The sequence below is a fragment of the Chamaesiphon polymorphus CCALA 037 genome, assembly GCF_003003845.1.
GTDB classification, from domain to species: Bacteria; Cyanobacteriota; Cyanobacteriia; order Cyanobacteriales; family Chamaesiphonaceae; genus Chamaesiphon; species Chamaesiphon polymorphus.
The window spans coordinates 1-23196 of sequence record NZ_PVWO01000006.1 but is presented as its reverse complement, the minus strand read 5'-3'; the positions used below and the strand labels follow the sequence as shown (position 1 = coordinate 23196).

At 47.6% G+C, this 23196-nt stretch carries 22 protein-coding genes; 9 read left to right on the top strand and 13 right to left on the bottom strand.

Going from position 1 to position 23196, the window contains the following annotated elements; genetic code table 11:
- Positions 1-44: 44 nt before the first annotated feature.
- Together C7B77_RS00950 and C7B77_RS00945 are read right to left on the bottom strand one after the other, a co-directional pair.
- Positions 45-1238 carry a nucleotidyltransferase family protein gene (locus tag C7B77_RS00950; RefSeq protein ID WP_219891944.1) on the bottom strand — a complete coding sequence of 398 codons (1194 nt, stop codon included), beginning with the start codon at positions 1236-1238 and terminating at the stop codon, positions 45-47.
- 97 nt (positions 1239-1335) lie between these two features.
- On the bottom strand, positions 1336-2181 hold the full coding sequence (locus C7B77_RS00945; protein WP_219891942.1) for a segregation/condensation protein A: 846 nt from the start codon (positions 2179-2181) through the stop codon (positions 1336-1338).
- Positions 2182-2636: 455 nt separating this feature from the next.
- On the opposite strand from C7B77_RS00945, the gene C7B77_RS00940 reads away from it, so the two are divergent.
- The 3 genes from C7B77_RS00940 to C7B77_RS00930 all read left to right on the top strand — a co-directional run bounded on the left by C7B77_RS00940 (position 2637) and on the right by C7B77_RS00930 (position 5057).
- Positions 2637-3065, top strand: coding sequence for a response regulator (locus C7B77_RS00940; protein ID WP_106299445.1), 429 nt, complete (start codon positions 2637-2639; stop codon positions 3063-3065).
- A gap of 227 nt (positions 3066-3292) precedes the next feature.
- The gene (locus tag C7B77_RS00935) at positions 3293-4345 is read left to right on the top strand and encodes a chemotaxis protein CheB (RefSeq protein ID WP_106299444.1); all 1053 of its coding nucleotides are present in this window, start codon (positions 3293-3295) and stop codon (positions 4343-4345) included.
- The gene (locus C7B77_RS00930) at positions 4329-5057 is read left to right on the top strand and encodes an HD domain-containing protein (protein WP_106299443.1); all 729 of its coding nucleotides are present in this window, start codon (positions 4329-4331) and stop codon (positions 5055-5057) included. The genes C7B77_RS00935 and C7B77_RS00930 overlap by 17 nt, the downstream gene beginning before the upstream one ends.
- 198 nt (positions 5058-5255) lie before the next feature.
- Here the strand turns inward: C7B77_RS00930 and C7B77_RS00925 are convergent, their stop codons facing one another.
- The 3 genes from C7B77_RS00925 to C7B77_RS29045 all read right to left on the bottom strand — a co-directional run bounded on the left by C7B77_RS00925 (position 5256) and on the right by C7B77_RS29045 (position 7348).
- A complete protein-coding gene (locus C7B77_RS00925; RefSeq protein WP_106299442.1) occupies positions 5256-5711 on the bottom strand; it encodes a hypothetical protein in 456 nt (151 codons plus the stop codon).
- A 61-nt stretch (positions 5712-5772) separates the two neighbouring features.
- Positions 5773-7029 carry an aspartate aminotransferase family protein gene (locus C7B77_RS00920; RefSeq protein WP_106299441.1) on the bottom strand — a complete coding sequence of 419 codons (1257 nt, stop codon included), beginning with the start codon at positions 7027-7029 and terminating at the stop codon, positions 5773-5775.
- Positions 7030-7114: 85 nt separating this feature from the next.
- Entirely contained in the window at positions 7115-7348 is a 234-nt protein-coding gene (locus C7B77_RS29045) for a hypothetical protein (RefSeq protein WP_146138131.1), read from the bottom strand.
- 92 nt (positions 7349-7440) lie between these two features.
- Here C7B77_RS29045 and C7B77_RS00915 point away from each other — a divergent pair, with 92 nt between their 5' ends.
- Positions 7441-7896, top strand: a complete 456-nt coding sequence (locus C7B77_RS00915; protein WP_106299440.1) for a hypothetical protein — start codon at positions 7441-7443, stop codon at positions 7894-7896.
- Positions 7897-8094: 198 nt separating this feature from the next.
- Here C7B77_RS00915 and C7B77_RS00910 read toward each other — a convergent pair whose 3' ends face one another.
- From C7B77_RS00910 to C7B77_RS29040, 4 genes are all read right to left on the bottom strand, one after another.
- Positions 8095-8880, bottom strand: a complete 786-nt coding sequence (locus tag C7B77_RS00910) for a DUF1868 domain-containing protein (RefSeq protein WP_106299439.1) — start codon at positions 8878-8880, stop codon at positions 8095-8097.
- Positions 8881-9088: 208 nt separating this feature from the next.
- Entirely contained in the window at positions 9089-10240 is a 1152-nt protein-coding gene (alr, locus tag C7B77_RS00905) for an alanine racemase (RefSeq protein ID WP_106299438.1), read from the bottom strand.
- Between the two features lie 78 nt (positions 10241-10318).
- On the bottom strand, positions 10319-11008 hold the full coding sequence (locus tag C7B77_RS00900) for a DUF475 domain-containing protein (RefSeq protein WP_106299460.1): 690 nt from the start codon (positions 11006-11008) through the stop codon (positions 10319-10321).
- 252 nt (positions 11009-11260) lie between these two features.
- Positions 11261-11497, bottom strand: coding sequence for a hypothetical protein (locus C7B77_RS29040; RefSeq protein ID WP_146138130.1), 237 nt, complete (start codon positions 11495-11497; stop codon positions 11261-11263).
- A gap of 251 nt (positions 11498-11748) precedes the next feature.
- Here C7B77_RS29040 and C7B77_RS00895 point away from each other — a divergent pair, with 251 nt between their 5' ends.
- Together C7B77_RS00895 and C7B77_RS00885 are read left to right on the top strand one after the other, a co-directional pair.
- Entirely contained in the window at positions 11749-12717 is a 969-nt protein-coding gene (locus C7B77_RS00895) for an NHL repeat-containing protein (protein WP_106299437.1), read from the top strand.
- Between the two features lie 349 nt (positions 12718-13066).
- Complete coding sequence (locus C7B77_RS00885) at positions 13067-13519, top strand: single-stranded DNA-binding protein (protein ID WP_106299435.1); 453 nt, start codon at positions 13067-13069, stop codon at positions 13517-13519.
- A 253-nt stretch (positions 13520-13772) separates the two neighbouring features.
- On the opposite strand, the gene cobA is transcribed toward C7B77_RS00885, so the two are convergent.
- Positions 13773-15317, bottom strand: a complete 1545-nt coding sequence (gene cobA, locus C7B77_RS00880; protein WP_106299434.1) for a uroporphyrinogen-III C-methyltransferase — start codon at positions 15315-15317, stop codon at positions 13773-13775.
- Positions 15318-15889: 572 nt separating this feature from the next.
- On the opposite strand from cobA, the gene infB reads away from it, so the two are divergent.
- Both infB and C7B77_RS00870 read left to right on the top strand, forming a co-directional pair.
- Complete coding sequence (gene infB, locus C7B77_RS00875; RefSeq protein WP_106299433.1) at positions 15890-18979, top strand: translation initiation factor IF-2; 3090 nt, start codon at positions 15890-15892, stop codon at positions 18977-18979.
- Between the two features lie 84 nt (positions 18980-19063).
- Positions 19064-19585 (top strand): 3'-5' exonuclease, encoded by a 522-nt coding sequence (locus C7B77_RS00870; RefSeq protein WP_106299432.1) that lies wholly within the window; start codon positions 19064-19066, stop codon positions 19583-19585.
- Between the two features lie 64 nt (positions 19586-19649).
- Here C7B77_RS00870 and C7B77_RS00865 read toward each other — a convergent pair whose 3' ends face one another.
- Positions 19650-20147, bottom strand: a complete 498-nt coding sequence (locus C7B77_RS00865) for an HNH endonuclease (RefSeq protein WP_106299431.1) — start codon at positions 20145-20147, stop codon at positions 19650-19652.
- A 235-nt stretch (positions 20148-20382) separates the two neighbouring features.
- Between C7B77_RS00865 and C7B77_RS00860 the strand changes: the two genes are divergently transcribed.
- A complete protein-coding gene (locus C7B77_RS00860; protein ID WP_106299430.1) occupies positions 20383-21444 on the top strand; it encodes a class I SAM-dependent methyltransferase in 1062 nt (353 codons plus the stop codon).
- 82 nt (positions 21445-21526) lie between these two features.
- Here C7B77_RS00860 and C7B77_RS00855 read toward each other — a convergent pair whose 3' ends face one another.
- On the bottom strand, positions 21527-22456 hold the full coding sequence (locus C7B77_RS00855; protein ID WP_106299429.1) for an aldo/keto reductase: 930 nt from the start codon (positions 22454-22456) through the stop codon (positions 21527-21529).
- Between the two features lie 119 nt (positions 22457-22575).
- Positions 22576-23196: TetR/AcrR family transcriptional regulator (locus C7B77_RS00850; protein WP_245893968.1), on the bottom strand; the 621-nt coding region annotated here is incomplete at its 5' end.

The following is a 23196-nucleotide window of genomic DNA, read 5'->3' as shown; positions in this document are numbered from 1 at the left end:
AACGCCTACTTGTGTAGGGGTACCTTTTCTTAGCATTCTCGAATCTAACCGATCGAGATTGGCGTTTCTTCCGATTCAAACACTTGGGCGACAAATTTGGCCGCTAGTGATGATTTTTTGGTGATATTCTCGATCGGTTGACGGGTATCGGTAATCAACCAATCTAGCGAAGCGGCTTGGACGTCGATCGTCGCCCCATCTTTGTCTACACAATAGCGTCCGAATACTAACTTATCAGTTAGAGTCACATTAGAGGCAATCCGCGAGTACTCAAAGATCACGCTATTATCGATGTGGGCACCACTGCAAATATGGCAATTCCTGCCGATCGTAGCTGGGCCAGTTATTTTGGCACCATCTTCAATTTTAGTCATCCCGCCGATATAAACGGGGCCTGTAATATCGACTTTATCCCAGTTTACCGCTACGTTAATTCCGGTATAAATGCCTGGTGCGACTTGATGTCCGGGAATCGGCACATTGTTGACTTCGCCCATTAATACGCTACGAATTGCTTGCCAATAATCGGGCACTTTTCCAATATCTACCCATTGAAAATCCATCGGGATTGCATAAAAAGGCGCGCCCATTTCGACAAGTTTGGGGAATAAATCGCCCCCAATGTCATATTCTTGACCTGAAGGAATATAGTTTAGTACTTCTGGCTCAAAAATATAAATACCTGTATTAATATTCGTACTCAGTGCTTCTTCTACGGTCGGTTTTTCTTGGAACGCTTGCACCCGACCATTTTCATCGGTCACTACCACCCCATAACTGGACACTTCATCGCGCGGTACCGATTTAGTGACGATCGTCGCCAAGGAGCCTTTTTCTTTATGCCATTTGACAGCGGCGGTGAGGTCGAGATCGATCAGTGCGTCGCCGCATAACACCACGAAAGTATCGTCAAAGAAAGGATAAAAATCCTGAATCCGGCGCATCCCACCCGCCGAACCCAAAGCTTGTCCTTCTAATTCCCCGTCTTCCCGAATCGTCCCTTCAAAAGAATAGGCAATTTGGACTCCGAATCTTTGCCCGTCGTGGAAATAGCTTTCAATTTCCTTGGCAAGATGGCTGACATTGACCATGATTTCGGTGAAGTTATGCTGCTTGAGCAAGTCCACCAAAAACTCCATCACTGGCTTATGTAGGATGGGAATTAAGGGTTTGGGAATAGTATAGGTAATGGGACGCACTCGGGTACCTTTCCCAGCAGCCAGAATCATTGCTTTCATATTTAATCTTGAATACTTGAACTCCCTGTCCCATCTACTGTAGCAGCGATCGATTGTTATCTGCACCACGCTATTACTCGTAATCTAGAGCAGATAGCTAGTTCATTTCTACCGATTCTTCGTGCAGTCTGCGGATAGTCAGGGTTTGATAAAAGTCTGTTTGATAGAGTTCGACTTTGGATTGAGCCGATAGTAGTAATAGTGCCCAGAATACACCGACTCGATCGTGATTGGCTCCATGTTCTTGTCCGGGGGCGGGTGGAAACTTGGCAGACCAGATGTTGACTAGATCTTCTAGAGTCCAGCAATCGGTTTCACTAGTATATGTGACTAGAAACTCTGCCACAAGTGCCGCCATCTCGGTTAAATTCTCATCGTGAGCCAGTCCGACGATGGTTTGAGTCGCTTTTTTCACCGACATCGCTTTGCTCTTGATCGAGCGACGCCGCAACGACGTTGGTTCGGCAATTTTATCAGCGATTTGGCTCAGTTGTAGGATCAAGTCTTGGAGCGTTACCGGACGCTTTTGGGGCGGGGGCGAGGTCAGTCTGCGCCGAATGTGTCGCTCCAAATTACGCGGTAGCCCTGTAGTCCCGATCTCTTCAAATTCGATATCTTCTTCGATAAAGTCAAAATCTTCTGCTTGAGATTGACTTTGTTCCAAACTCTGGGCTTTGAGTAACACTAGCATTGCCGCCCAGAGAAAGGCTTGCCCGGATTGAGAGAGGTTAGCTTGCTTGTGCGCTAGAGTTTGATTGGCTTGGAGTGGCAGTTTGCTTAAGTGTAGATCGATCGCGTCAATTACTTTGACATCCCAAGGATCGATTTCGCCGCGTTGAGCCAGATCGATGAGCATGGCAATTCCCATCTGCGCGAGGGCATGGGGATCTACTTGTGGTTCGACTGAAGGAGAAAAGTTCTCCCGATGAGGGGTGGCAACCATTTAGTTGGGAATTGGGAGTTGGGTTACGCTCTGGTTCAAACTCGATCGTCGAGTTTAAACGGGGAATTAAGCTCGACGATTGTGGTGTAGCTTAATTGGTAACTTTACATCAAATTCAGCACAATTAACGTTGCAAAACGGGATATTTTATGATTCTTTCCTTACGGAAATTACTACTCGATCGCATCTTGCCGAAAATGCTAGCCACCCCTCAGTTCTAACTCCCTGTCCGATCTCACTCAATCCTGGGTAACACTCACAAGCACGAGATGCTCTGAACTATCGATTTAGAAGGTACCTGCAACGTTGGTGCTGTTGGGTTTCGCGTTGCTCTACCCAACCTACATACTCCTAACTCCCAACTCCTAACTCCCAACTCCCAACTCCCAACTCCCAACTCCCAACTCCCAACTCCCAACTTCCCACCCCGAAAACCCTTACCAAAATCTAATCCTATGGCTCCTACTAAAGTTCTGATTGTTGAAGATTCTCCCGTCGCAATGGAAGTACTCCAACGCCTATTTAAAAGCACTCCCGAAGTTGAAATCGTCGGTACCGCTCGTAACGGACAAGAAGCTCTAGCAATGATTCCCCGTGTTAATCCGACAGTGATTTGTACTGACTTCCACATGGAACCGATCGATGGATTGGAACTCACCAAACAAGTGATGGCCAACTATCCGCGTCCGATTCTTGTATTAAGCAACTCTGTCAAAGCCGACGATACCAAAAATGTCTTCGCACTTTTACAAGCCGGAGCCTCAGATATTTACCCCAAACCGCTGGGTGGCGAATATGCCGAGTACGAAGCCATCAAACAAAAGATCCTCTCGAAAATTAAGCTCCTCTCTGGGATGAGTGTCAAAGCTAGACCTTTAAACTAGGGAGTAGACGGTAGAGGGTAGGCTTTAGGCTTTAGGTTTTAGGCTTTAGGCTTTAGGCTTTAGGTTTTAGGCTTTAGGCTTTAGGCTTTAGGCTTTAGGCTTTAGGCTTTAGGCTTTAGGCAGAAGGGTGGATGAGTAGATCCACTCATCTACCCATCCACCCATCTACCCATCTACCCATCCACTCATCCACCCAGCCACCCATCTACCCATCCACCCAGCCACTCATGTCACCTATCAAAGTTCTACTCGTTGACGATTCCCCGATCGCACTTGAATTATTGCAACGCTTATTGAGAAGTAGCTCGGAAGTTGAAGTAGTCGGTACGGCTCGCAATGGTCGAGAAGCATTGGCACTTATGCCCCAAGCAGATCCGAGTGTAATTTGCACCGATTTACACATGTCCCCGATCGATGGATTAGAGCTTACCAAAGAAGTCATGGCCAAGTTCCCACGACCGATTTTGGTGATTAGTAACTCCGTCCAAGAAGACGATACCAGAAACATTTTTGGGTTACTACAAGCAGGTGCTGTAGATATCTTCCCCAAACCTGCGAGTGGAGACTATACCGAATACGAGCGAGTCAAAGATCGGCTCTTGGCCAAAATTCACATGCTGTCTCAGGTAAAAGTCAAAGCCAGAACTGCTGCCACGTCAGTAACATCGCAGTCTGCGGGGGCAAATGGCCATGATGCTAGCACTTTACGCGCGATCGCCATTGGTGCATCGACAGGTGGCCCTCAAGCCATTCACAAAATTCTGACCGCACTTCCTCAAGATCTCTCCGTACCGATAATTTGCGCTCAACATATCGGCGATGGCTTTTTGACAGGGTTGATTAGTTGGCTCAAGGAAGACTCTAAACTAAATGTCAAAGTCGCCCAAATTGGCGAAACTCCAGAACCTAAAACAGTTTATTTTGCCCCAGAACGAGCGCATCTCGAATTTGATGCCGAAGGAAAATTTATCTATAGTAACTTCACTGCGGCTACTGGTACTTGTCCGTCGATCGATGCCCTGTTTCGATCGGTTGCTCGCGTCTATGGCCGCTCTAGTGCTAGCCTGCTCCTCACGGGTGCCGGAACTGATGGCGTGGCTGGCACCGAAGCGATTGCTAATGCAGGGGGACTAACCATCGCCCAAGACCAATCGAGCTGCCTCGTCTTTGGCATGTCTAAATTAGCGATCGCGACTGGATCTGTCAAACACATTCTCAGCCTCTCCGAGATCGCACCTTTTCTCCTGAGCAAGATTAATTCCAGTGTTCGATCTGCCTAAATTAGCTCACAAGTGGCAACAGTGCTGGCTCGATCGATCCATCTCGATCGAGTCTTTCGTGCGTCCAGACGATCGCCAAGAGATCGACCGAGTTTTTCAGTTACTTGTTGCTGCTTATACCCAACCCGATCGGCACTACCATAATCTCCATCACATCGACCATTTCCTGACTATTCTCGATCCGTTAGGACAGCGTAGCTATCGGTTTACTACCACTGATGGCGATCGATCTTTCCCTACACTCCAAGATCCAATTTCTATCTCATTAGCTGCCTGGTTTCACGATTTTATTTACGATTCTCAAGCTTCAGATAACGAATTGCAAAGTGCTAATGCAGCCAAAGAGTTATTAACAAATATCTGTCAGGTTAATGATTCCTTTATGCAGCAAATCGCACCAAAAATCGATCGCATTCAACAGCTTATTTTAGCCACATGCGGCCATCAAATAGATCCTAACGATTCAGACCTGTGTATCTTTTTAGATGCCGACCTGGCGATTCTAGGTACAGATCCAGAGCGATATCAAGCCTACGCGCGAGCTATTCGTCGCGAATATAGTTGGGTTTCCGATGCCGACTATCGAGCTGGACGCATCCGGGTATTAGAAAGTTTTTTAGAGCGCGACAGGCTTTATTGTACAGATGTTTTGTTTGATGAATTAGAATCGATCGCTCGTCTCAATCTTGAGTGCGAAATAGCTTCACTTTAAGCAATGTTGTAATAATAGATAATTTTATTACTAGTAGGGTGGGCAGTGCCCACCATCTAAGTTTCACGTACAATCTATATTATCTCGATCGATAACACTGGCAATTTGTACTGTTATTTTCGCGATCGAAGATCCAAGAAAACACCTGACACCTGGATGGTGGGCACTACCCACCCTACTTGAATATACTTTACTAAATTAAGTCCACCATGGCGATCTATTAGCCCACTTATCCTCTATTTCTTCGAGCGTCCAGGTACTAAAGTCTGTTACCAAATTATTATCTTTAAATCGGAGAAAGAATCTACGATCCAACGGGGGATAAAGTGCGGCGGGAAGATCTCGGTGTCGATCGAGAACGAATGCTTGAATATCTTCCTGAAGGAGTATACTAAGTTCTTCTTGTCGATCGGCTAAAATGCGATCGGGTAAACCCCATAGTTGTAATCGAAAACACCAGCCTGTTTCCATGCTACGCGCGTCGAGTCCTCCAGCACTATAAAGTCCAGAAGTTATTTTGGATGGTTTATTACTCGTTCCTAAATATTGAACTAGACGGCAATCGATATCGAGATCGGCCACAAGTTGCTTGACTACTTTACAACTTAAGAGATAACTCCAATGAGCAGGTAATGGTTTGAACTCAATTTGCACTCAATTAAATATTTGTCTATAAAGCCCGATGGAGAGTGGGTAATTACCCACTCTGAAACTACTACATTGCAGCTAACACCCGATCGAGGATACTTACCGCCCGATCGATTTCTGCGGCTGAAACGATTAATGGCGGCACGAACCGAACGACTTTTGCACCTGCGGGGACTAATAATAATCCTGCGGCCATCGCTGCTTTGACTACATCAATTGCACCTACGGTACTATCGGCTTGCAATTCCAAACCATTAATTAAACCCCAACCCCGAACTTCGGAGATTGTTTGTGGATATTTGGTGGCTAATAGTTGTAAACCCGCCCGTAATTGTTCGCCTCGTGCTTGGACATTGGCGAGAATATTTTCCCGTTCTAATGTTTGACAAACAGCTAAAGCTACCGCACACACAAACGGGTTGCCACCGTAGGTACTGGCATGATCGCCTGGTTGGAAGACATTACAGGATGCTTTGCACATTGTCGCGCCGATGGGAATACCGCCGCCTAAACCTTTGGCACTGGTGAAAATATCTGGTTCGATGCCTAGTTGCTCGTAACCCCAATATTTACCCGAACGTCCCATCCCAACTTGTACTTCGTCGAGGATCAGCAGAATTCCTTTCTCGTCGCAGAGTTTCCGCACTTGTTGGAAATAGTCAACTTGCCCTGGATTTACACCGCCTTCCCCTTGGAGCGGTTCGAGCATAATTGCGGCTACCCGTCCATCTAGTTTGGCGACTGCGGACTCGATCGCGGCAAAATCATTGTATGGTACGTACTCAAAACCTGGAATCAACGGACTAAAATTTTGTTGGTACTTAGGCTGTCCGGTGGCTGTAATCGTTGCTAGCGTCCGTCCGTGGAAACTGGCATTGGCTGTCAAAATTACTGGTTCGGTAATTCCTAAGACCGTATGAGCGTATTTCCGAGCTAATTTGATCGCACCTTCATTTGCTTCGGCACCAGAGTTACAAAAGAATACGCGATCGGCACAAGAATGTGCGACTAACCATTTAGCCAATTCACCTTGCACGGGGACGTAATAAAGATTGGAAACATGAGTCAGCGTCTGAATTTGCGCTGTCACTGCATCGATAACGGCTGGATGTGCGTGTCCCAGGGTACATGTGGCAATCCCTGCTACAAAATCTAAATAAGCCTTGCCATCTGTATCCCAAACGGTACAACCCTCACCCTTAATCAAGGCGAGATTAAACCGTCCGTAAGTAGTCATCACATGACTATTAAACTCATCCTGACTAAAAGCTGCCAACAATTCTGGATGAATCGTCGGTTGCGCGATCGTGGTATCCAAGCTCATCAAATTACTCCTAAAATATTCATTAAACAACAATCGTAACGCTAGAAATCCTTCCGCGTTCGATCTTTTGCTACGCTTCGCGCAGCTATGCCAAATTAGATTGCGGATGTAATCGCGCGGAGGTTCCCTCCGCATGTGTTACACCAGCGACGTGCGCTCGGCGGGTTTCCCGCCGTAAAAAGCGCGTCAAGACAAGAAAACGTCGTCGGCTGCGACGAGAAATTTTAGCTACGAGTTGGGATAGATCGATCTGTGACTCGCGCAATGCGGAGCCATTCAGGTTGTGGGTGTAGCGGCACCGATCTAGGAAACTGTGCATTTTTTAAAAACCAGCCAGAGGTAATTTATACTATGTCGTACCATCTGTTATAGCATCGATCGAGACTCACAGGTATTTTGGAGCTTTACCAAATGAAAACCATCACTAATTTGACGATCTCGATCGCGATTGCTGGCTTATCTTTGACAGCAGTAGCAGCAGTCAAGGTCAGAGCGAAGTATCCATTCAAAAGTTATATCCACCCGATTGGGGTTTTATCTGTACGAGAAACCGTTGGCGATCGCACTACAGCCTATCGATGGATGGGAGTATATCGTGCTGACCCCAATCATCCCAAAATTAAAGCTGAATTACAAAGAGTCGGTAAGAGTGAGTACTATGGCGTTGGTGATGCAGCCATAAGTGTCTATGCAGCACAGTTACGATCGGCAGGGATAAAAATCGATGGCCGCATGACTGGTTTAGTGTCCTATAAGATTAAAGATAGTCGAGGTCGAACGTGGTCTGTTTACGCTCGCAGCGATCGAGATTTTCATCCCGTTGAATCGGGTGAATTCTCTGTTGTTATTGGTATTCCTGGTGGATAATATCTATTTTTTAACTATTTACTCTTACCCACTCGCGCAAATTTGCAAAAGTTGGTGTGGAATGGTTTTGCTAGGTTGAAGGTTAGTGAGGAGACGCTAGACTGGATCGTTGACGGCGGCGTTTTTTAGATCGAAATACAAGCGCGCCTTATAAGCAAAATAGCCCCCACCAGTTAAGGCGAGAGCTATTTCGATTGCTTACAACTTCACGATCGGAAAATGCGGTTTTCGTTCGTAGCTATACATATCGGAGAACTTACGCAACTGTCCTTCGGAGAGAATAACTTCTTGAGGACGATCGAGCCAGCGCATATTATATTCTTGGAGAGTATCGCTCAATCTGGCCCGATCGATCTCCCGATCGACATTAGCAAAATAAGCTAGAGTCGTATGTGCCGTAAAATAATATTGCTGCTCGATGCCCAATGAAATCAAACTGGAATTTTGATAAATAGCCCGCCTAAAAGCGATAATTCGATTGTAGCTATACTCATCTTTGGGTACTAAACTTACTTCAATCGCGCGAGGTCTGACTGTCAGTCCGACGATCTGCCAGCGGATAGGTTGAGTACCAACACCAGTACTTTGATAGATTTTAAAACTATCTTCAATTCGATCGACTAATTCACCTTCAAAGTCAGCATTTGCGTCAGTTGCCACCCGATAAGCACTATCCCAAATCAGATCGGCGAGGGTAAAGTGAAAACTAGCTGGATCGACTAAAACTAATAAATCCGGTTCCAATGTCTTGACTAGCTGTTGCTGGCAGGCTGCAAGCTCTTTAAAGACTGCACTATTAGCAGGATCTTCCGCTCCTGGTGGGGTGATCGCTGAATATCCCGGAAAAGCCACTGGTTCGCGAGTTCCATCCGCTGTTAAACGAAACTTAGGCGATTCTTGGATATTTTTGATTTGAGACTCGTAGGTGGCGGGTAGGGTCATCTTTGCCACGCGGTTGAGATAAGTATGATAAGACTCGTCCACTCGCGATCGCCTCCTTGCCGTTGATATTTATTAACATTTTGGTAATGTCACTTACCTAAAAAACATTTACATTACTTTTGACACTCGATCGCAATTGTCACAACTGCGGTGGAGTGGAAAGCAGGTAAAATGTGGGGTTCATTAATAAGCTTAACACCTCATTACTCTCAATTCTTACTCAGAAACATAACTTCTAGGCATTTTTCGATTACTCATTTTTGCTCGCGCGCGGCAATCGCGGCTTAAATCCGCATAAGATTTCCCAAGAAATCGTCTCTAACTCATTTGCCCAGTCATCTGCGCTAATGTATGCGCTCCCGTCTCTACCCAAAATTGTAACGATCTCGTCTACCTGAAGATCGGGGATCTGACTGACATCGAGCATCAGTCGATCCATGGTAATCGTACCGATTTGGGGCACGAGTTGCCCTCTGACGATCGCTTGCATCCGATTTGACAATCGACGCGGGATCCCATCTGCATAACCGATTTCGACGACGGCAATCTGCAAATCTCGATCGGCAATAAACCGATACCCATAACTGACGCCAGTTCCCGCCGCAATTTCTTTCACTTGAGTAACTCTGGCTTTAACACTCAATACTGGCTGAAGATCGATTTTGAATTGCAAATGTGGTGCTGGGCACAATCCATATAAAATCAACCCCGGGCGCACTAAGTGGTAATGCGATCGATCGGTTGCTAAAATGCCTGCGGAATTTGCTAAATGTAGTAAGGGTGGCACATAGCCAGCACTCTCAATTGCCGCGATCGATCGGGCAAACCGATCGAGTTGCATTTCCATGACCGTCGGATCGATCGCGTCAGCGGTAGCTAAATGAGAGTACAAGCTACCGATCTTCAAATATGGCAAACTACTTACTTCGCGATAAAAACTCTCCGCCTGCTGCCAATTTGTCCCCAATCGGGACATCCCCGTATCGAGTTTGAGATGAACGTTCAGAGGTTTATCTAGATCTAATTTAGCAATAGATTTCGAGATGGTAGTTGCTTGGGGAATGGTGCAGATTGTGGGTTGCAAATCCCACTCGACGATCGCGCGTACCTGCATATCGGTATGGATCGCACCGAGCAAGAGAATTGGCGCACCGATTCCGGCGGCTCGGAGTTCGATGCCTTCTGGCACCGTCGCCACTGCCAACCACTCGACACCAGCAGCGACTAGAGTCCGAGCGACTACGATCGCACCATGCCCGTAAGCATCGGCTTTGACTACGGCCATCATTTTGGTATCGGGCTTCAATAAACCTCGCACCTGACGGACATTATGCACTAGCGCAGCCAGATCGATTTCCACCCATGCCCGTTGCTGTTCCCACTCACGATCGATCGATGCCATAACTCATGCTTGAATTTGCTGTTGATATATCTCATCCAGATTCAAAAGGAGAATCGCGCATCGCTTGTGGGTAATCGACTATTCCTTGGATGTCGATTCTTTACGCTCGGAGAATCCCCAGGTAAAGATAATTGCCACCATGCCGATCGTGATTGATTCGGGAATCTCTAAATCGGGGTAGACTGCTCGTACCAACAACTTAATGCCCACCAAACCGACAGCAATATAACCAGCGTCTTCGAGATGCGAGTATTCTTCCAACCACCTGATAAATAATTCTGCCATAAACCGCAGCAAGATAATTCCGATCGTCGCACCGCTGATTATCAACCAAGTATCGCTAGAGACCGCAATCGCTGTTGCCACACTATCTAGCGAAAAAGCTAAATCTGTAAACGCGATAATCGGAATTACTTGCCACAGCGACTCATACTGAGGACGTTGTTGTTCGCCATCTTCGTCTTTTCCGGCTGTAAAATACTTAAACACCAGCCAAAGGAGATAAACCGCGCCCAAGACTTGAAATTGCCAGTAACGGACTACCCACGTCGCGCCTACAATCAACGTCATCCGTAAAACATAGGCAAAAATTAGGCCGAGATTGAGTGCTTTGGGACGAAGCTTTTCGTCAACTAAGCCTTGGGAAATGGATGCTAGGGCGATCGCATTATCGGCGGATAATACTGCTTCTAGTGCGACTAAAACTAAGAGCAGAATTGGTGTGGACAGACCAATGTCTACTGGTAACTCAAGCGGTTTGTCTATCATCGATAAGGTGAATGGAATTAAATGAAAGAGGCTCAGGGAATAGATTTGATGATTTTGTTGCAAAGCCAGAAGGCTAGATTTCAAATTTAGCAACGCGATTCACTGAAGTATTCGATCTAGTTGTTGCTAACTAGCTATATCCCCGCAGGTTTACGCATGGAGATTTATTATTGCTCTAGCGATCGCCATTTTACCTAAATTTAGGATTACTTAACTATTGTAGCTGTTCGTCAGATCGTCACAACCCGCGATCTAGCGAATGACTCGATCGTCATCCCACCCCAAAACTCGGCGATTGAGAGCGCAAAAGTTTGTTTGTCCAACCAAATTTCTACCCATTGAAGTGCTATGGATCGGGTCTTGTCTCGATCGCGACAACAGCAGCGGAGACATGTATGTTGTCGCGATCGAGTTAACTGCTGTCGATCGATATTGACGAAGATGTCGATCGACAGCAGTCAAGACTAAAAGATAGCTCGTCGCGTTCATTCCCTTGCTGCGACTAGAACTATCTTGTCGCCACGATTCACGCTACTCGCATTTTATCCGATCGACACTGTTCAAAAGTACTGTATTTCGAGCGATATCTTGTCACAAATCCGTAATTAGTCTCATTCACAACTTTCTGTAAAAACAATAAGCTATTAGTGAGTGTATTTCACAAAAAAGTACTCACTCAAAACTAAAAGCATCTTTACCAAATTTCGGAGCGATGAATATACTGTTTAAGCATAACAAAAATGATCGACTTACAAAAAAATATCAAATATTTAGTAGGTGGAGCAGTAACTCTGCTTGCTATTGCTGAAGTCACTCCCGTAGGCGCAGTTTCATTTGTCAGTACTTTCCGTCCGCCTGGTAATAGCACGGATGTTTATCAAATCGATCCCACAACCGGAGCTAACACTTTTTTTGGTAGTAGCTCTCTACAGCTAACAGATATCGCAGTCAATAATAGCGGCCAGTTATTTGGCACCACTTACGAACAGTTATATATAATCAATCCAGGAACTGAGACTCAATCGATCGTTGGAAATCTCACCTTAGGCGGTCGAGGTATTACTGGCTTTAACGGTCTAGCCTTTGATAACAATAACAATCTTTTTGGACTAGCAGGTGCCCCTTTAGACACAGACTTAAGTGGTAATTTAGCAGGTCGTGGTTTTTACAAGATTGACACCACCAATGGTGCTGTTACTCTCATTGGTAGTGGGTTAGGTGCGTTGACTCCCACCACCTTTGGTTTTGCTGGTGGCAACAGTACTGGCGATACTAGCGACCTCGTATTTAATCCAAGTACGAATCAATTCTTAGCAGTATCTGGAAATGCAAATCCGACACTTTTTACGATCGATCCCACAACTGGAGCAACTACGATCGTCGGCAATATTACGGCTAGTAATAATCCCGTACCATTTGTTGCTGGGCTAACATTTGATAACGGCGTTTTACGCGGTTATACCACCAATAAACAACAAATTACCATCGATTCAGCGACAGGAAATGTAACTGCTTTTCTACCGCTTGCGGGAATTAATACAAATCCTACTGACGGTAGTAATTTATTGATTGGCGGCGCAGCATCTTCACCCAGTACTGTAGCAGCAACCGCAGTTCCAGAACCCAGTTTCTTACCAGGTTTTGTAGTTTTAGGTGCTTGTTTTGGCGCACGCTTTGTAATTAAGCGCAAACAACAACCTATTGAGTAGTCAATATAATGCGAATTGGCATCGATCGAGAGCGCGTTTAGTCTCAGTAATCTTGGTATTAATGCCTCGATGCTGTTGGCAAATATTGTAAAAAGCACATGGGATGATTTTGCCCAATGTGCTTTTTTGCGATCGAATCGAGTTAAGATTACGCCGAGCTGCCGATCTGTTCGCGCTCGACAGTGGTAATATAACTAACTGTGCTAGTTGCAAAACAGTAATTTTATACTAAAATAGTAAGATAGCCCAAAATCTTGACCTCGTGTTTTGCTTGGTGCAACGCACGAGTGGGGAAGCTTCTAGTCGTATAGATGTCACTTTCCCTCAAATTTACTCATTACCTGACATTATGAATAGCTGCATTTTAATGGCGGAGATTATCAAAAATCCCGAGTTGCGTTCCACACCTGACAACCAGATGGAAATAGCGAATATGGTCGTCCAATTTGCGCCACCATTGGGTAGCCGCCCTGGAGAGCGGTCTCCGACGATCGAAGTTGTGGGTTGGAATACTGTAGCCACAGACATGAAGGAAAATTACAAACAAGGCGATCGAGTGACGATCGAAGGTCGTCTGCAAATGAATACGATCGAGCGAGATGGTTATAAGGAAAAACGCGCTCAATTAATCGCCAGTCACATTTACCGCATGAGTACTGTGGACGTGCCCGCAGCGGCACCAACAGCGACCGCTGCGGCTCAGAGTTCGTCCTCACCGAGCCGGAGTGCTGCGACACCTGCGCCTCGGGTTGAGGAGCGTCCGGCTTTTGATGCTGAGGACGGCGATAATATTCCGTTCTAGCTCTATGAAACCCATTTGAGATCTTCTGATGGGGGAGGACGGGTTTGTTTGGAGATGATAGTGTTAGATGATAATTTCTAGCATAAACCCGCCCTTACAGACCAACTGTAGGGGCGGGTTTATGCTATTCAATGTCGATTTTACTGTTGGATAGCGAACAAAACCCGCCCTCCCCCACCAGGAGCGATCGAAAGATCTCAAATCGGTTTTATAAGAGCGGCTTGCTAGAGAGCGTCGATCTTCTAGCTGCCAGCTATTTACGTACTCCCAAGCCTAACTCTAAAGCCGCAACCAAACCGGGCAACGTATATTCAGTCGCTTCGATATCGACTTTGCCCAATAACTCCCTACAAGTAGCCGAAGTTTGGGGGCCGATCGAGGCAATACAGACCTGTTGCTGCCAATCTATTGGTAAACTATTTCCAATTAATCGGCAAAAGTTCTTCACGGTTTTGGAACTGGCAAAGGTAACGATCTCGATCTGCTGCTGTTGTAATGCCATGGCAACGGCGGGATCGATCTCCTGAGGGCATTGCGATTGATACGCGGCAACTTCGACTACCGTTGCGCCCAGATTGGTAAATTCTCTCACTAACACTTCGCGTCCGCCAGTTTCGACGCGCGGAAATAAAATTCTTTGTCCGTGAGGATCGACAGGGAAGTTACTCACCAACGCATCGGCAACAAAATCTGGCGGGATAAAGTCGGGCGTAATCCCATGCTGTTGAAGCGATTGGGCGGTTTTTTGACCGACTGCGGTGATGTTTACGCCTGCGAGGGCGCGGCTGTCTTTACCAGCTACAGCCAGCCGTGCAAACAAGGCATCGACGCCATTGGTAGAAGTGAGGATTAACCAATCAAACGCGTTCAATCGATCGATTTCGCGATCGAGATCCTGCCAGCTACTGGGGGGCACGATCTCTAATGTGGGCATTTCGATGACGCGCGCGCCACGCGATCGTAGCATCTGCGAAAAATCGCTGGCTTGTCCGGCGGCGCGGGTTACCAGGACGGTTTTGCCAGCGAGCGGACTCGGATGCGAGTGTGTTAAGACAAGTTCGTTACTAATCGGCGAAGTCGATGCGTCACAGTTAATATACTCTCGCAATCGCACCACTTGCCCGACGACAATTACCGATGGTGACAGATCGAAACCATCAGTTTCGGCCACGATTCCGCCCAAATCTGATACCCAGATTTGCTGCTGGGAGGTTCCCGCCCAGCGAATTATCGCAATGGGAGTATTAATCGATCGATCGTGTTTCAAAAATTGAGCGACTACTTCGGCTAGTTGCCTAGTGCCCATTAAAATTACCACTGTCGGGATTCTAGCTAGGGCGTCCCAATCGAGATCGTCGGGGAGATGAGCCGTAATTACCGCAAAACCCCTACTCAACACGGGATCGGTGAGGGGAATGCCAGCAAGTAAGGGGGCAACTAAAGCCGTAGATAATCCAGGAATTACTTCATAATCGCAGTTGGCAGCAGTCAGGGCATCGATCTCGGCAGTGACGCGCCCGAAGATAAACGGATCGCCACTCTTGAGCCGCACCACCGTTCGCTCGGTGCGGGCGTATTCTACCAATAAGGCATCGATTTCTGATTGGAGCATACTCGGCTGTCCGCCGCGCTTGCCAACATTTACCAGCACGCAAGTTTCTGGCACCAACTCTAGCAACCCGCGATCGACCAAAGCATCATAAATTAATACTTCTGCTTGGGTGAGAATTTGTTGCGCGCGGAGCGTTAGAAAAGAGACATCTCCTGGCCCTGCACCCACAATATATACTTTGCTCATCGAAAAGAATTAATTAATTATTAATTGTGAAGACCCCTTTGTCTGACCTTTTTTCCGCTCTCGATCTCACGATCGATCGGTGGTACGATCTGCGACAATCCAGGCTGGTACAACCACTCCCCGGAGAATCGGATAAACCTATCACAGTATCACAAATTGTCGATCGGACTCGCCAATCATGACAAATTGGTGTAAGAATATAATATGATTCCCCGTTGACGATCGGCACCACCGAACGTTAAGAAAAACCGTGCAACAGCATCTAGCAACCGTCGGGTTCTCCCGATCGTGGCAGTAAGATAAAGACCGCAATTCTCCACCAGGAGAAACCGATCTGCTCTTCAAGATGCCGTGCAAACGCTAACGAGTTAGTCGATAACGGATGGGGATAAGTCGCAAGCATTACGTACACTTGAGTACGATGCTAGGAACCCACTACCAGGTAAGAGCTTTCATTAAATATACTTAGTTAGATAATCAAAAATTAATATTGTGTAGATAAATATATGGTCTTGCCAACATCAAGTCATAATCTAGACGCTCGATCGGTTTTATAAATAGGGACATAGTGGATGAACAACGGCAAAGTCAGAATTTACGAATTGTCAAAGGAATTGAATTTGGATAATAAAGATTTATTGGGGATTTGCGAAGGCTTAAATATTGTAGTCAAAAGCCACAGCAGCAGTATCTCTGAAGCAGAAGCAGAGCAGATCGTCAAAGCCGCCAACGAGAAATTCCCCGATCGTCACAACAAGCCTCCCCGTCAGATTTCCATTGACAAGGGAGAGTCTCCCATTGCCCAAAAAACCGAGCCGCCCAAATCACTAGCCCCAAATACCGCCCCTGCCAATCCGTCCGCACCACAACGACCAACCGAACCCAAAACCAGAATTTTGCAAATCGAACACAAGAGCGACAGCCAGCCCAAACCATCCTTGATGCCACAACCGCCTGTGACAGCACAGCAACCGCCATCGAGACCTGCCGCACCGCCCGCGCCTGCGGTCAGCCGACCAGTCGTCCGTCCGACACCTGTGGGTGAAGGTGCCACTCCCGTGCGCCGCCCAGAAACTGCTGGTGAAACAGCGAACCCCAATCGGGCGGTCAGAGCGACCGCGCCAGTGCAGCCGCCAGCACCCAAACCCCAATTATCAGGCCCTCCAGCCCGCCCTACTGCTGGCGATAATGCGCCGACTCAGCCGACAAATGATAGCGGCGAGAACGCCCCTGCGGTGCCAGGAGTTCGCCCCCCAGTTCCCAATAAACCGATTCCCAAATCTCAGCTAGTTAAGAACGAACCGCCGAGCAACCGCCCTGCTGTTGGTGCGCCCACCCGCAGTCCGGGGACTAGTGCCCCGCGCAAGCCAGTTGCCAAAACTGAAGCTGAGGCTCCACCGCTGAACCGTCCGCCCGCTCGGATCGTGCAGATCAAACCCCAAGGCACAGGCCCCACTCGACCGGGCGCACCAGGGAAAGACGGTGCGGCTACCGAGAAAGATGATGTGCCAACGCCCATCGATCTCGAACTCAAGCGGCCACCGCTGCGGAAGCCAGTCAACAAAGGCAAAGGCTGGAGTAAAGAAGAAGAAGAAGTCGAAACCGCCAAGGCCAAAGTTCCGGCCAAAGGGAAACGCGTCAAAACAGTTGTCATCGACGAAGATGATGAAGATGACGATTTTGATGGTAACGACAACGCGACAGAAACGATCGTCAGCCTGTCGATCGCGCGACCAGCCAAGCAGAAGATCGGCACTGGCGGCGGCATTCGCCCAGCCGCAGTTCCCGCGCAGCGCAAAAAACCCGTAATGAAGGGGGATCAACAGGCTAAAGAACGCAGTAGTAATAACAAGCGCGAACAAAAGAACACTGTTGAAAAACCAGAGTCGATTACCCTAATGGGTAGTATCACCGTCCGAGATTTAGCAGAAATGCTGATGGTACCGGAAACGGAAATCGTCAAACAGCTTTTCTTCAAAGGCATGGCGATTAGCGTCACGCAGATTCTCGATGTCGATACAGCCACCATGGTCGCTGAAGAAATGGACGTCGCCGTCGTGACGGGTGTCGAACAAGCTGCGGCCACTAAAGTTACCGAAATGCTCGATGTTGAAGATTTAGACCTACTCCAACGTCGTCCGCCAGTAGTCACGATCATGGGTCACGTCGATCATGGTAAGACCACATTACTCGACGCCATTCGATCGACCAAAGTAGCTCAGGGAGAAGCCGGAGGAATTACCCAACATATCGGTGCTTACCACGTCGATATGGAACATGAAGGCGAAACTCAACAGGTCGTATTCCTCGATACGCCAGGTCACGAAGCCTTCACCGCTATGCGCGCTCGCGGTGCGCGGGTGACAGACATTGCCATCCTGGTCGTAGCTGCCGATGATGGCGTCCGTCCGCAAACGATCGAAGCAATTCGGCACGCTCAAGCCGCCGAAGTACCGATTATCGTCGCTATCAACAAAATCGATAAACCAGGTGCCAACCCCGCTCGCGTCAAACAGGAATTAATCGCCTTCAACCTCCAATCGGAAGATCTGGGTGGCGATACGATCATGGTCGAAGTTAGTGCTCTCAAAGGCGAGAATCTCGATACCCTGCTCGAAATGATTCTGTTAGTCGCCGATATTGAAGATCTCCACGCTAACCCCGATCGTACCGCTCGCGGTACCGTCATTGAAGCTCACCTCGACAAAGCCAAAGGCCCCGTTGCAACTCTCTTGGTACAAAACGGTACCCTGCGCGTCGGTGAAACTTTAGTTGCCGGACACGTCTTCGGGAAAGTTCGGGCGATGGTAGACGATCGTTTAGCGCGCGTCGAGGCAGCTAGCCCCTCTTTTGCCGTAGAAGTCCTCGGTTTGAGCGATGTCCCGCAAGCTGGCGATGAGTTTGAAGTCTTCGTCGAAAAAGAAGCTCGTGCTATTGCCGATGTCCGTTCTGCCGAACGCCGTCAATCGCGACTCCAACAGATGATGGCTTCCCGCCGCGTTACCCTGAACAGCTTGTCTGCTAAGGCACAAGAAGGCGAACTCAAAGAACTCAACCTGATCCTCAAAGCAGACGTTCAAGGTTCCGTCGAAGCAATTCTCGGTTCGCTGCGTCAGCTACCTCAAAACGAAGTCCAGGTACGCGTACTGCTCTCCGCAGCAGGCGAAATCACTGAAACTGACGTCGATCTAGCAGCAGCCAGTGGTGCCGTCATTATCGGCTTCAATACTACCTTAGCCAGCGGCGCGCGTGCGGCCTCTGATGAGGCTGGTGTCGATGTCCGCGAATACAACATCATCTACGCCCTCCTCAGCGACATTCAAGGCGCGATGGAAGGTCTCCTCGACCCCGAACAAGTCGAAGAACCCTTGGGTCAAGTGGAAGTTCGGGCGGTATTCCAAGCCGGACGGGGCAACATTGCCGGATGTTATGTCCTTTCAGGTAAAGCCCTGCGGAACTGTAGCATTCGCGTTCTCCGCAAAAGTGCGTTGGTGTACGAAGGTACGCTCGACTCCCTCAAGCGTGTCAAAGATGACGTGCGCGAAGTCAATGCTGGCTTTGAATGCGGTATCCGCTTAGACAAGTTTAATGACTGGCAAGAAGGCGACATTATCGAAACCTTCCAAATGGTCAGCAAGCGTCGGACGCTATCGCCCGTGTAGAGTGTAACTCGATCTTTGCTTTTTAAACACCCAACTTCTCACAGAAGTTGGGTTTCTAGTGTTAATAATTTGGTGAAGTATTGAATGAGCTATATATCGATCGATGTAGAAGCTGATGGCCCAATTCCAGGTGATTATTCAATGATTTCCTTTGGGGCTGTAGTTGTTGAGCCATCGCTAACTAAAACATTCTACGCACAACTCAAACCAATTTCAGATAAGTGGATTCCCCAAGCTCTAGAAATTAGTAAATTTACCCGCGAGGAAACATTAACATTTGAAGATCCGCAAGTTGTAATGTCAAGATTTGCCGCCTGGATTGAAACCTCAAGTTCTGGGCGAGCCTTGTTTATCGCCGATAATAATGGGTTTGATTGGCAGTTTATCAATTGGTATTTTCACCATTTCTGCGGGCAAAATCCGTTTGGACACACGTCCAATAATCTCGGTTCCCTTTACAAAGGACTTGTTAAAGATACATTTGTAAATTTTAAGCATTTACGAAAAACTGCACATACGCACAATGCGCTAGATGATGCTAAAGGCAATGCCGAAGCACTTTTACAACTAAAAGAAGACTTTGGCCTAAAAATTAGTTTAAAATGATTGGCAACCCAGAGTTATGGTGCAAATTAATAGTATTTAGAGTTGCTCAACCAGTCCAATTATCCTAAATGCCAATAATATACTTACGCCACTCCACATGAGAGCCATTATTAATGTGAGTCACAGCCTCATAGTGCAGACTGCTATAAGGTCGGCGCGGCTGGGTATAAAGCTGTAAATTAGCTTCCTTGGGCGTCCGGTTGCCCTTTTTGACATTGCAACGCATACACGCCGTAATCAAATTTTCCCAGGTATCTGGGCCACCACGCGATCGGGGAATCACATGATCTAGCGTCAAACCGTCACCCTTATAACCACAGTACTGACAGGAGTGATTGTCGCGATTGAGCACATTGCGACGAGTGAGGGGAATTTCTCGGTATGGCACTGTAATGTAATGCCGCAGGCGAATTACCGTTGGGAGCGGAAAGTCTTTGGCTAAATATTTACCATTGTGTTCGACCTGTTCTGCCTTGCCTTTGAGCATCAAGATTACCGCACGTCGCCAACCAGTGATGTTGAGCGGCTCATAGGAAGCATTTAACACCAGCACTTTGCTCATGTTTACGTTAGGATTTGAAACCTATTTCCCCCAATCCTAACACAAACTTAATTAATTATTTAGATATAGCGGCCCTCCATCATAGCCTGCGATCGGGTTAGTTGACCGTCTCGATCGGTTCGATCGACCTCTATTTTTAGAGAAACCTTGAAACTCATATAACCGCATTTAATTTACAAACTCCTCAGAATTCGTTAGATTTATTTACAATACTGATAAAAATCTTCTCACTACCATGGCCGCTACACTCACCAAGCTAACTTACCAGACGCTTCAACAAGGCAAGAGCTACTTGAGCTTCGCCCACAAAGTTCTCAGTATTCAGGCTCGTAAGGCTCTCAAGCCCAACGAGTTGTCAACGATCCCGGTACCACCACAATTAATTACCGAGCTTCAGCAGCGTGTTGACAACCTCCAGGCAGTAGACTGGCAAGATGCAGAAAACGGTGTATATCCCACCAGCTTGCTATTCGACGAACCTTGGGTAGATTATCTGCGCCAATATCCCTCTTTAGTCATCGATCTGCCCAGCATTTGGCAGCGTGCCGACTCGAAGCAGTATCAAGATTTCGATCGCACGATCGAAACTGATGGCTATCCCAGCTACTACGTTCAGAATTTTCACCATCAGACTGGCGGATACCTAAGTGACATGTCTGCTAACTTGTACGATCTCCAAGTGGAGATTTTGTTCGGTGGCAGTGCTGATGCGATGCGGCGTCGGATCTTGGCTCCGCTCAAAGCTGGTTTAAAAGCCTTTAGCGACGTTCCTGCCAAGCAAATTCGGATTCTCGATGCTGCCTGTGGTACGGCGCGCACCCTCCGTGGTATCCGGGCGATGTTGCCCCAAGCTTCGCTATTTGGCGTCGATTTATCTGGAGCATATCTACGCAAAGCTAACGAGCAGCTCGCCGACATGCCAGGAGAGTTGGTGCAGTTATTGCAAGGCAATATTGAAGAGTTGCCTTATGTCGATAACTACTTCCATGCCGTTACCTGCGTCTTCTTATTCCACGAACTCCCGCCTGCGGTACGTCAAAGAGCGATCGAGGAATGTTACCGCGTACTCAAACCTGGTGGCACGTTCGTGATTTGCGATTCGATTCAGATGAGCGATTCGCCAGAATTTGAAGCCATGATGCACATGTTCTACGAAACTTTCCACGAGCCTTATTATCGCAGTTACATGGACGATAACCTGGTAGAGCGGCTGTACAAGGCTGGCTTTGCCGAAGTCTTGCCCACGGAAGTGCATTTTATGAGCAAGTATTTGGTAGCTAAAAAGCCGTTGAGCTAGCAGTTTAACGCTGGTGCAAAATTAGGAGACAAGGGGTAATTCATGAATTACCCCTTGTCTCCTAATTTCGATCGATTGCGTCTCAACTCAGATAGCGCAACTCCATTACTTCTTCTGCTGACAATTCCCAACCCATAGCCCCAGCATTTTGCTCCACCTGAGTGGCGGTTTTAATCCCTGGGATCGGAATTACCCCTGGCTGGCACATCAACCAATTGAGAGCCACCTGAGCGGGCGTTTTGGAATATTTGTCGCCCAGTTCGGCCAGTTTATTTAAGACTGGTTGAATTTTTTGCAAACCAACAGTCTGAAACCGTTTGTCCAGACTCCGCGCGCCAGTGGGTGGGTTGCCAGCAGTATACTTACCAGTCAATAGCCCTTGCGCTAGAGGACTGTAGGCCAAAATCGTGACATTTAGCTCGCGAGCGGCAGCAAGTACCCCATTCGTTTCAATTTCGCGGGTGATGAGCGAATAGCGCATTTGATTGACAGCTAAAGGTACGCCGCGCCGCGCTAGTAACCGATGGGCTTCGCGGAGTTGTTGGGCACTATAGTTGCTCACCCCGACAGCCTTAATCCGCCCTTGCTCTACCTCATCTGCTAGCGCATCCATCAACCCTTCTTGACTCAAAAATGAAGGAGCTGGAAAATGGACTTGATATAGATCGATCGAGGGCATTCTCAGCCGTTTGAGACTGGCGGTGACAGCATCGGCTACATCTTCTTTCCGAAACCGCCAGGGGAGCGGCATGTATTTAGTCGCAATTTGGGTAGTTGCGCTACTCTCTTTGACGAATTTACCGATCAGTTGTTCAGACTTACCCAAACCATACACCTCAGCGGTGTCTAAAAAGGTAATTCCTTTATTGACTGCGGCTTGAAAAGCTTGCCGCAACTCCATTTCGCCGTAATCCTTACCATATCCCCAGAACAGAGAATCGCCCCAAGCCCAGGTACCAAATCCGATCGGTGTCACTTCAATGCCAGTATTACCAAGGATAGTCGTTGCCATATATTGAGGAAAAGTAGGAAGAATATTCCTTAATTTTAACGAAAACCCTCTTGGTACATAATTTCATCGATCGCGATCGATCTTACGATCGATAACCGTAAAAGTTAGTAAGTGTGCTCTTAGATGGCTTGAATATACTCGATCGCGACGACTAAAGCTGATAGCATCACTTCATAACTAGCATCGGGATCGCGATCGAGTGTCATTAATTCCGATCGTTCTCTGATAATAAAACCATAAATCGCCGCATTAACCATCCGCATCGTATCTACGAGTGCATCTGGGCTGAGTCTTGAGAGTTGCAACGAATCTTGAAACCAACGGAGCGAGTGCTGGATGATTTCGGCTTCTGGCGGCTCGGTAGGACGCAATTGATATTCCATCATTACGGCATATCGTGCGGGATAAGATTTGGCAAAGTTGCGAGTCGCTCGCGCACCTGCGAGAAATAACGTTCGTTTGTCAGCGATCCCCACTGTTTGGCTGTGGCAATCTGCTAGATATTGATGCCAGATTTGCAATGCCACCGCACGGCGTAACCCTGTATTGCCATCTAAATGCTTGTAGATCGCTGGTGGTTTGATTCCTAGTTCTCGCGCTACCCGATTTACTCCCAACGCAGATTCGCCTTCTCGATCGAGACAAGCGATCGCCGCATCGATTACATGCTGCGGGCTGAGGGAGTTGGCTTTGAGTGGACGACCCATAGGGGTGGAGGAGTGGAGGGGTGGATGGGTGGA

Coding starts and splice junctions, on each gene's coding strand:
- cobA (WP_106299434.1), bottom strand. CDS start 15,317: ATGAGCAAAGTATATATTGTGGGTGCAGGGCCAGGAGATGTCTCTTTT.
- C7B77_RS00895 (WP_106299437.1), top strand. CDS start 11,749: ATGATCGACTTACAAAAAAATATCAAATATTTAGTAGGTGGAGCAGTA.
- C7B77_RS00885 (WP_106299435.1), top strand. CDS start 13,067: ATGAATAGCTGCATTTTAATGGCGGAGATTATCAAAAATCCCGAGTTG.
- alr (WP_106299438.1), bottom strand. CDS start 10,240: ATGGCATCGATCGATCGTGAGTGGGAACAGCAACGGGCATGGGTGGAA.
- C7B77_RS00900 (WP_106299460.1), bottom strand. CDS start 11,008: ATGATAGACAAACCGCTTGAGTTACCAGTAGACATTGGTCTGTCCACA.
- C7B77_RS29045 (WP_146138131.1), bottom strand. CDS start 7,348: ATGCACAGTTTCCTAGATCGGTGCCGCTACACCCACAACCTGAATGGC.
- C7B77_RS00855 (WP_106299429.1), bottom strand. CDS start 22,456: ATGGCAACGACTATCCTTGGTAATACTGGCATTGAAGTGACACCGATC.
- C7B77_RS00940 (WP_106299445.1), top strand. CDS start 2,637: ATGGCTCCTACTAAAGTTCTGATTGTTGAAGATTCTCCCGTCGCAATG.
- C7B77_RS00870 (WP_106299432.1), top strand. CDS start 19,064: ATGAGCTATATATCGATCGATGTAGAAGCTGATGGCCCAATTCCAGGT.
- infB (WP_106299433.1), top strand. CDS start 15,890: ATGAACAACGGCAAAGTCAGAATTTACGAATTGTCAAAGGAATTGAAT.
- C7B77_RS00860 (WP_106299430.1), top strand. CDS start 20,383: ATGGCCGCTACACTCACCAAGCTAACTTACCAGACGCTTCAACAAGGC.
- C7B77_RS29040 (WP_146138130.1), bottom strand. CDS start 11,497: ATGAACGCGACGAGCTATCTTTTAGTCTTGACTGCTGTCGATCGACAT.
- C7B77_RS00945 (WP_219891942.1), bottom strand. CDS start 2,181: ATGGTTGCCACCCCTCATCGGGAGAACTTTTCTCCTTCAGTCGAACCA.
- C7B77_RS00935 (WP_106299444.1), top strand. CDS start 3,293: ATGTCACCTATCAAAGTTCTACTCGTTGACGATTCCCCGATCGCACTT.
- C7B77_RS00950 (WP_219891944.1), bottom strand. CDS start 1,238: ATGAAAGCAATGATTCTGGCTGCTGGGAAAGGTACCCGAGTGCGTCCC.
- C7B77_RS00915 (WP_106299440.1), top strand. CDS start 7,441: ATGAAAACCATCACTAATTTGACGATCTCGATCGCGATTGCTGGCTTA.
- C7B77_RS00920 (WP_106299441.1), bottom strand. CDS start 7,029: ATGAGCTTGGATACCACGATCGCGCAACCGACGATTCATCCAGAATTG.
- C7B77_RS00865 (WP_106299431.1), bottom strand. CDS start 20,147: ATGAGCAAAGTGCTGGTGTTAAATGCTTCCTATGAGCCGCTCAACATC.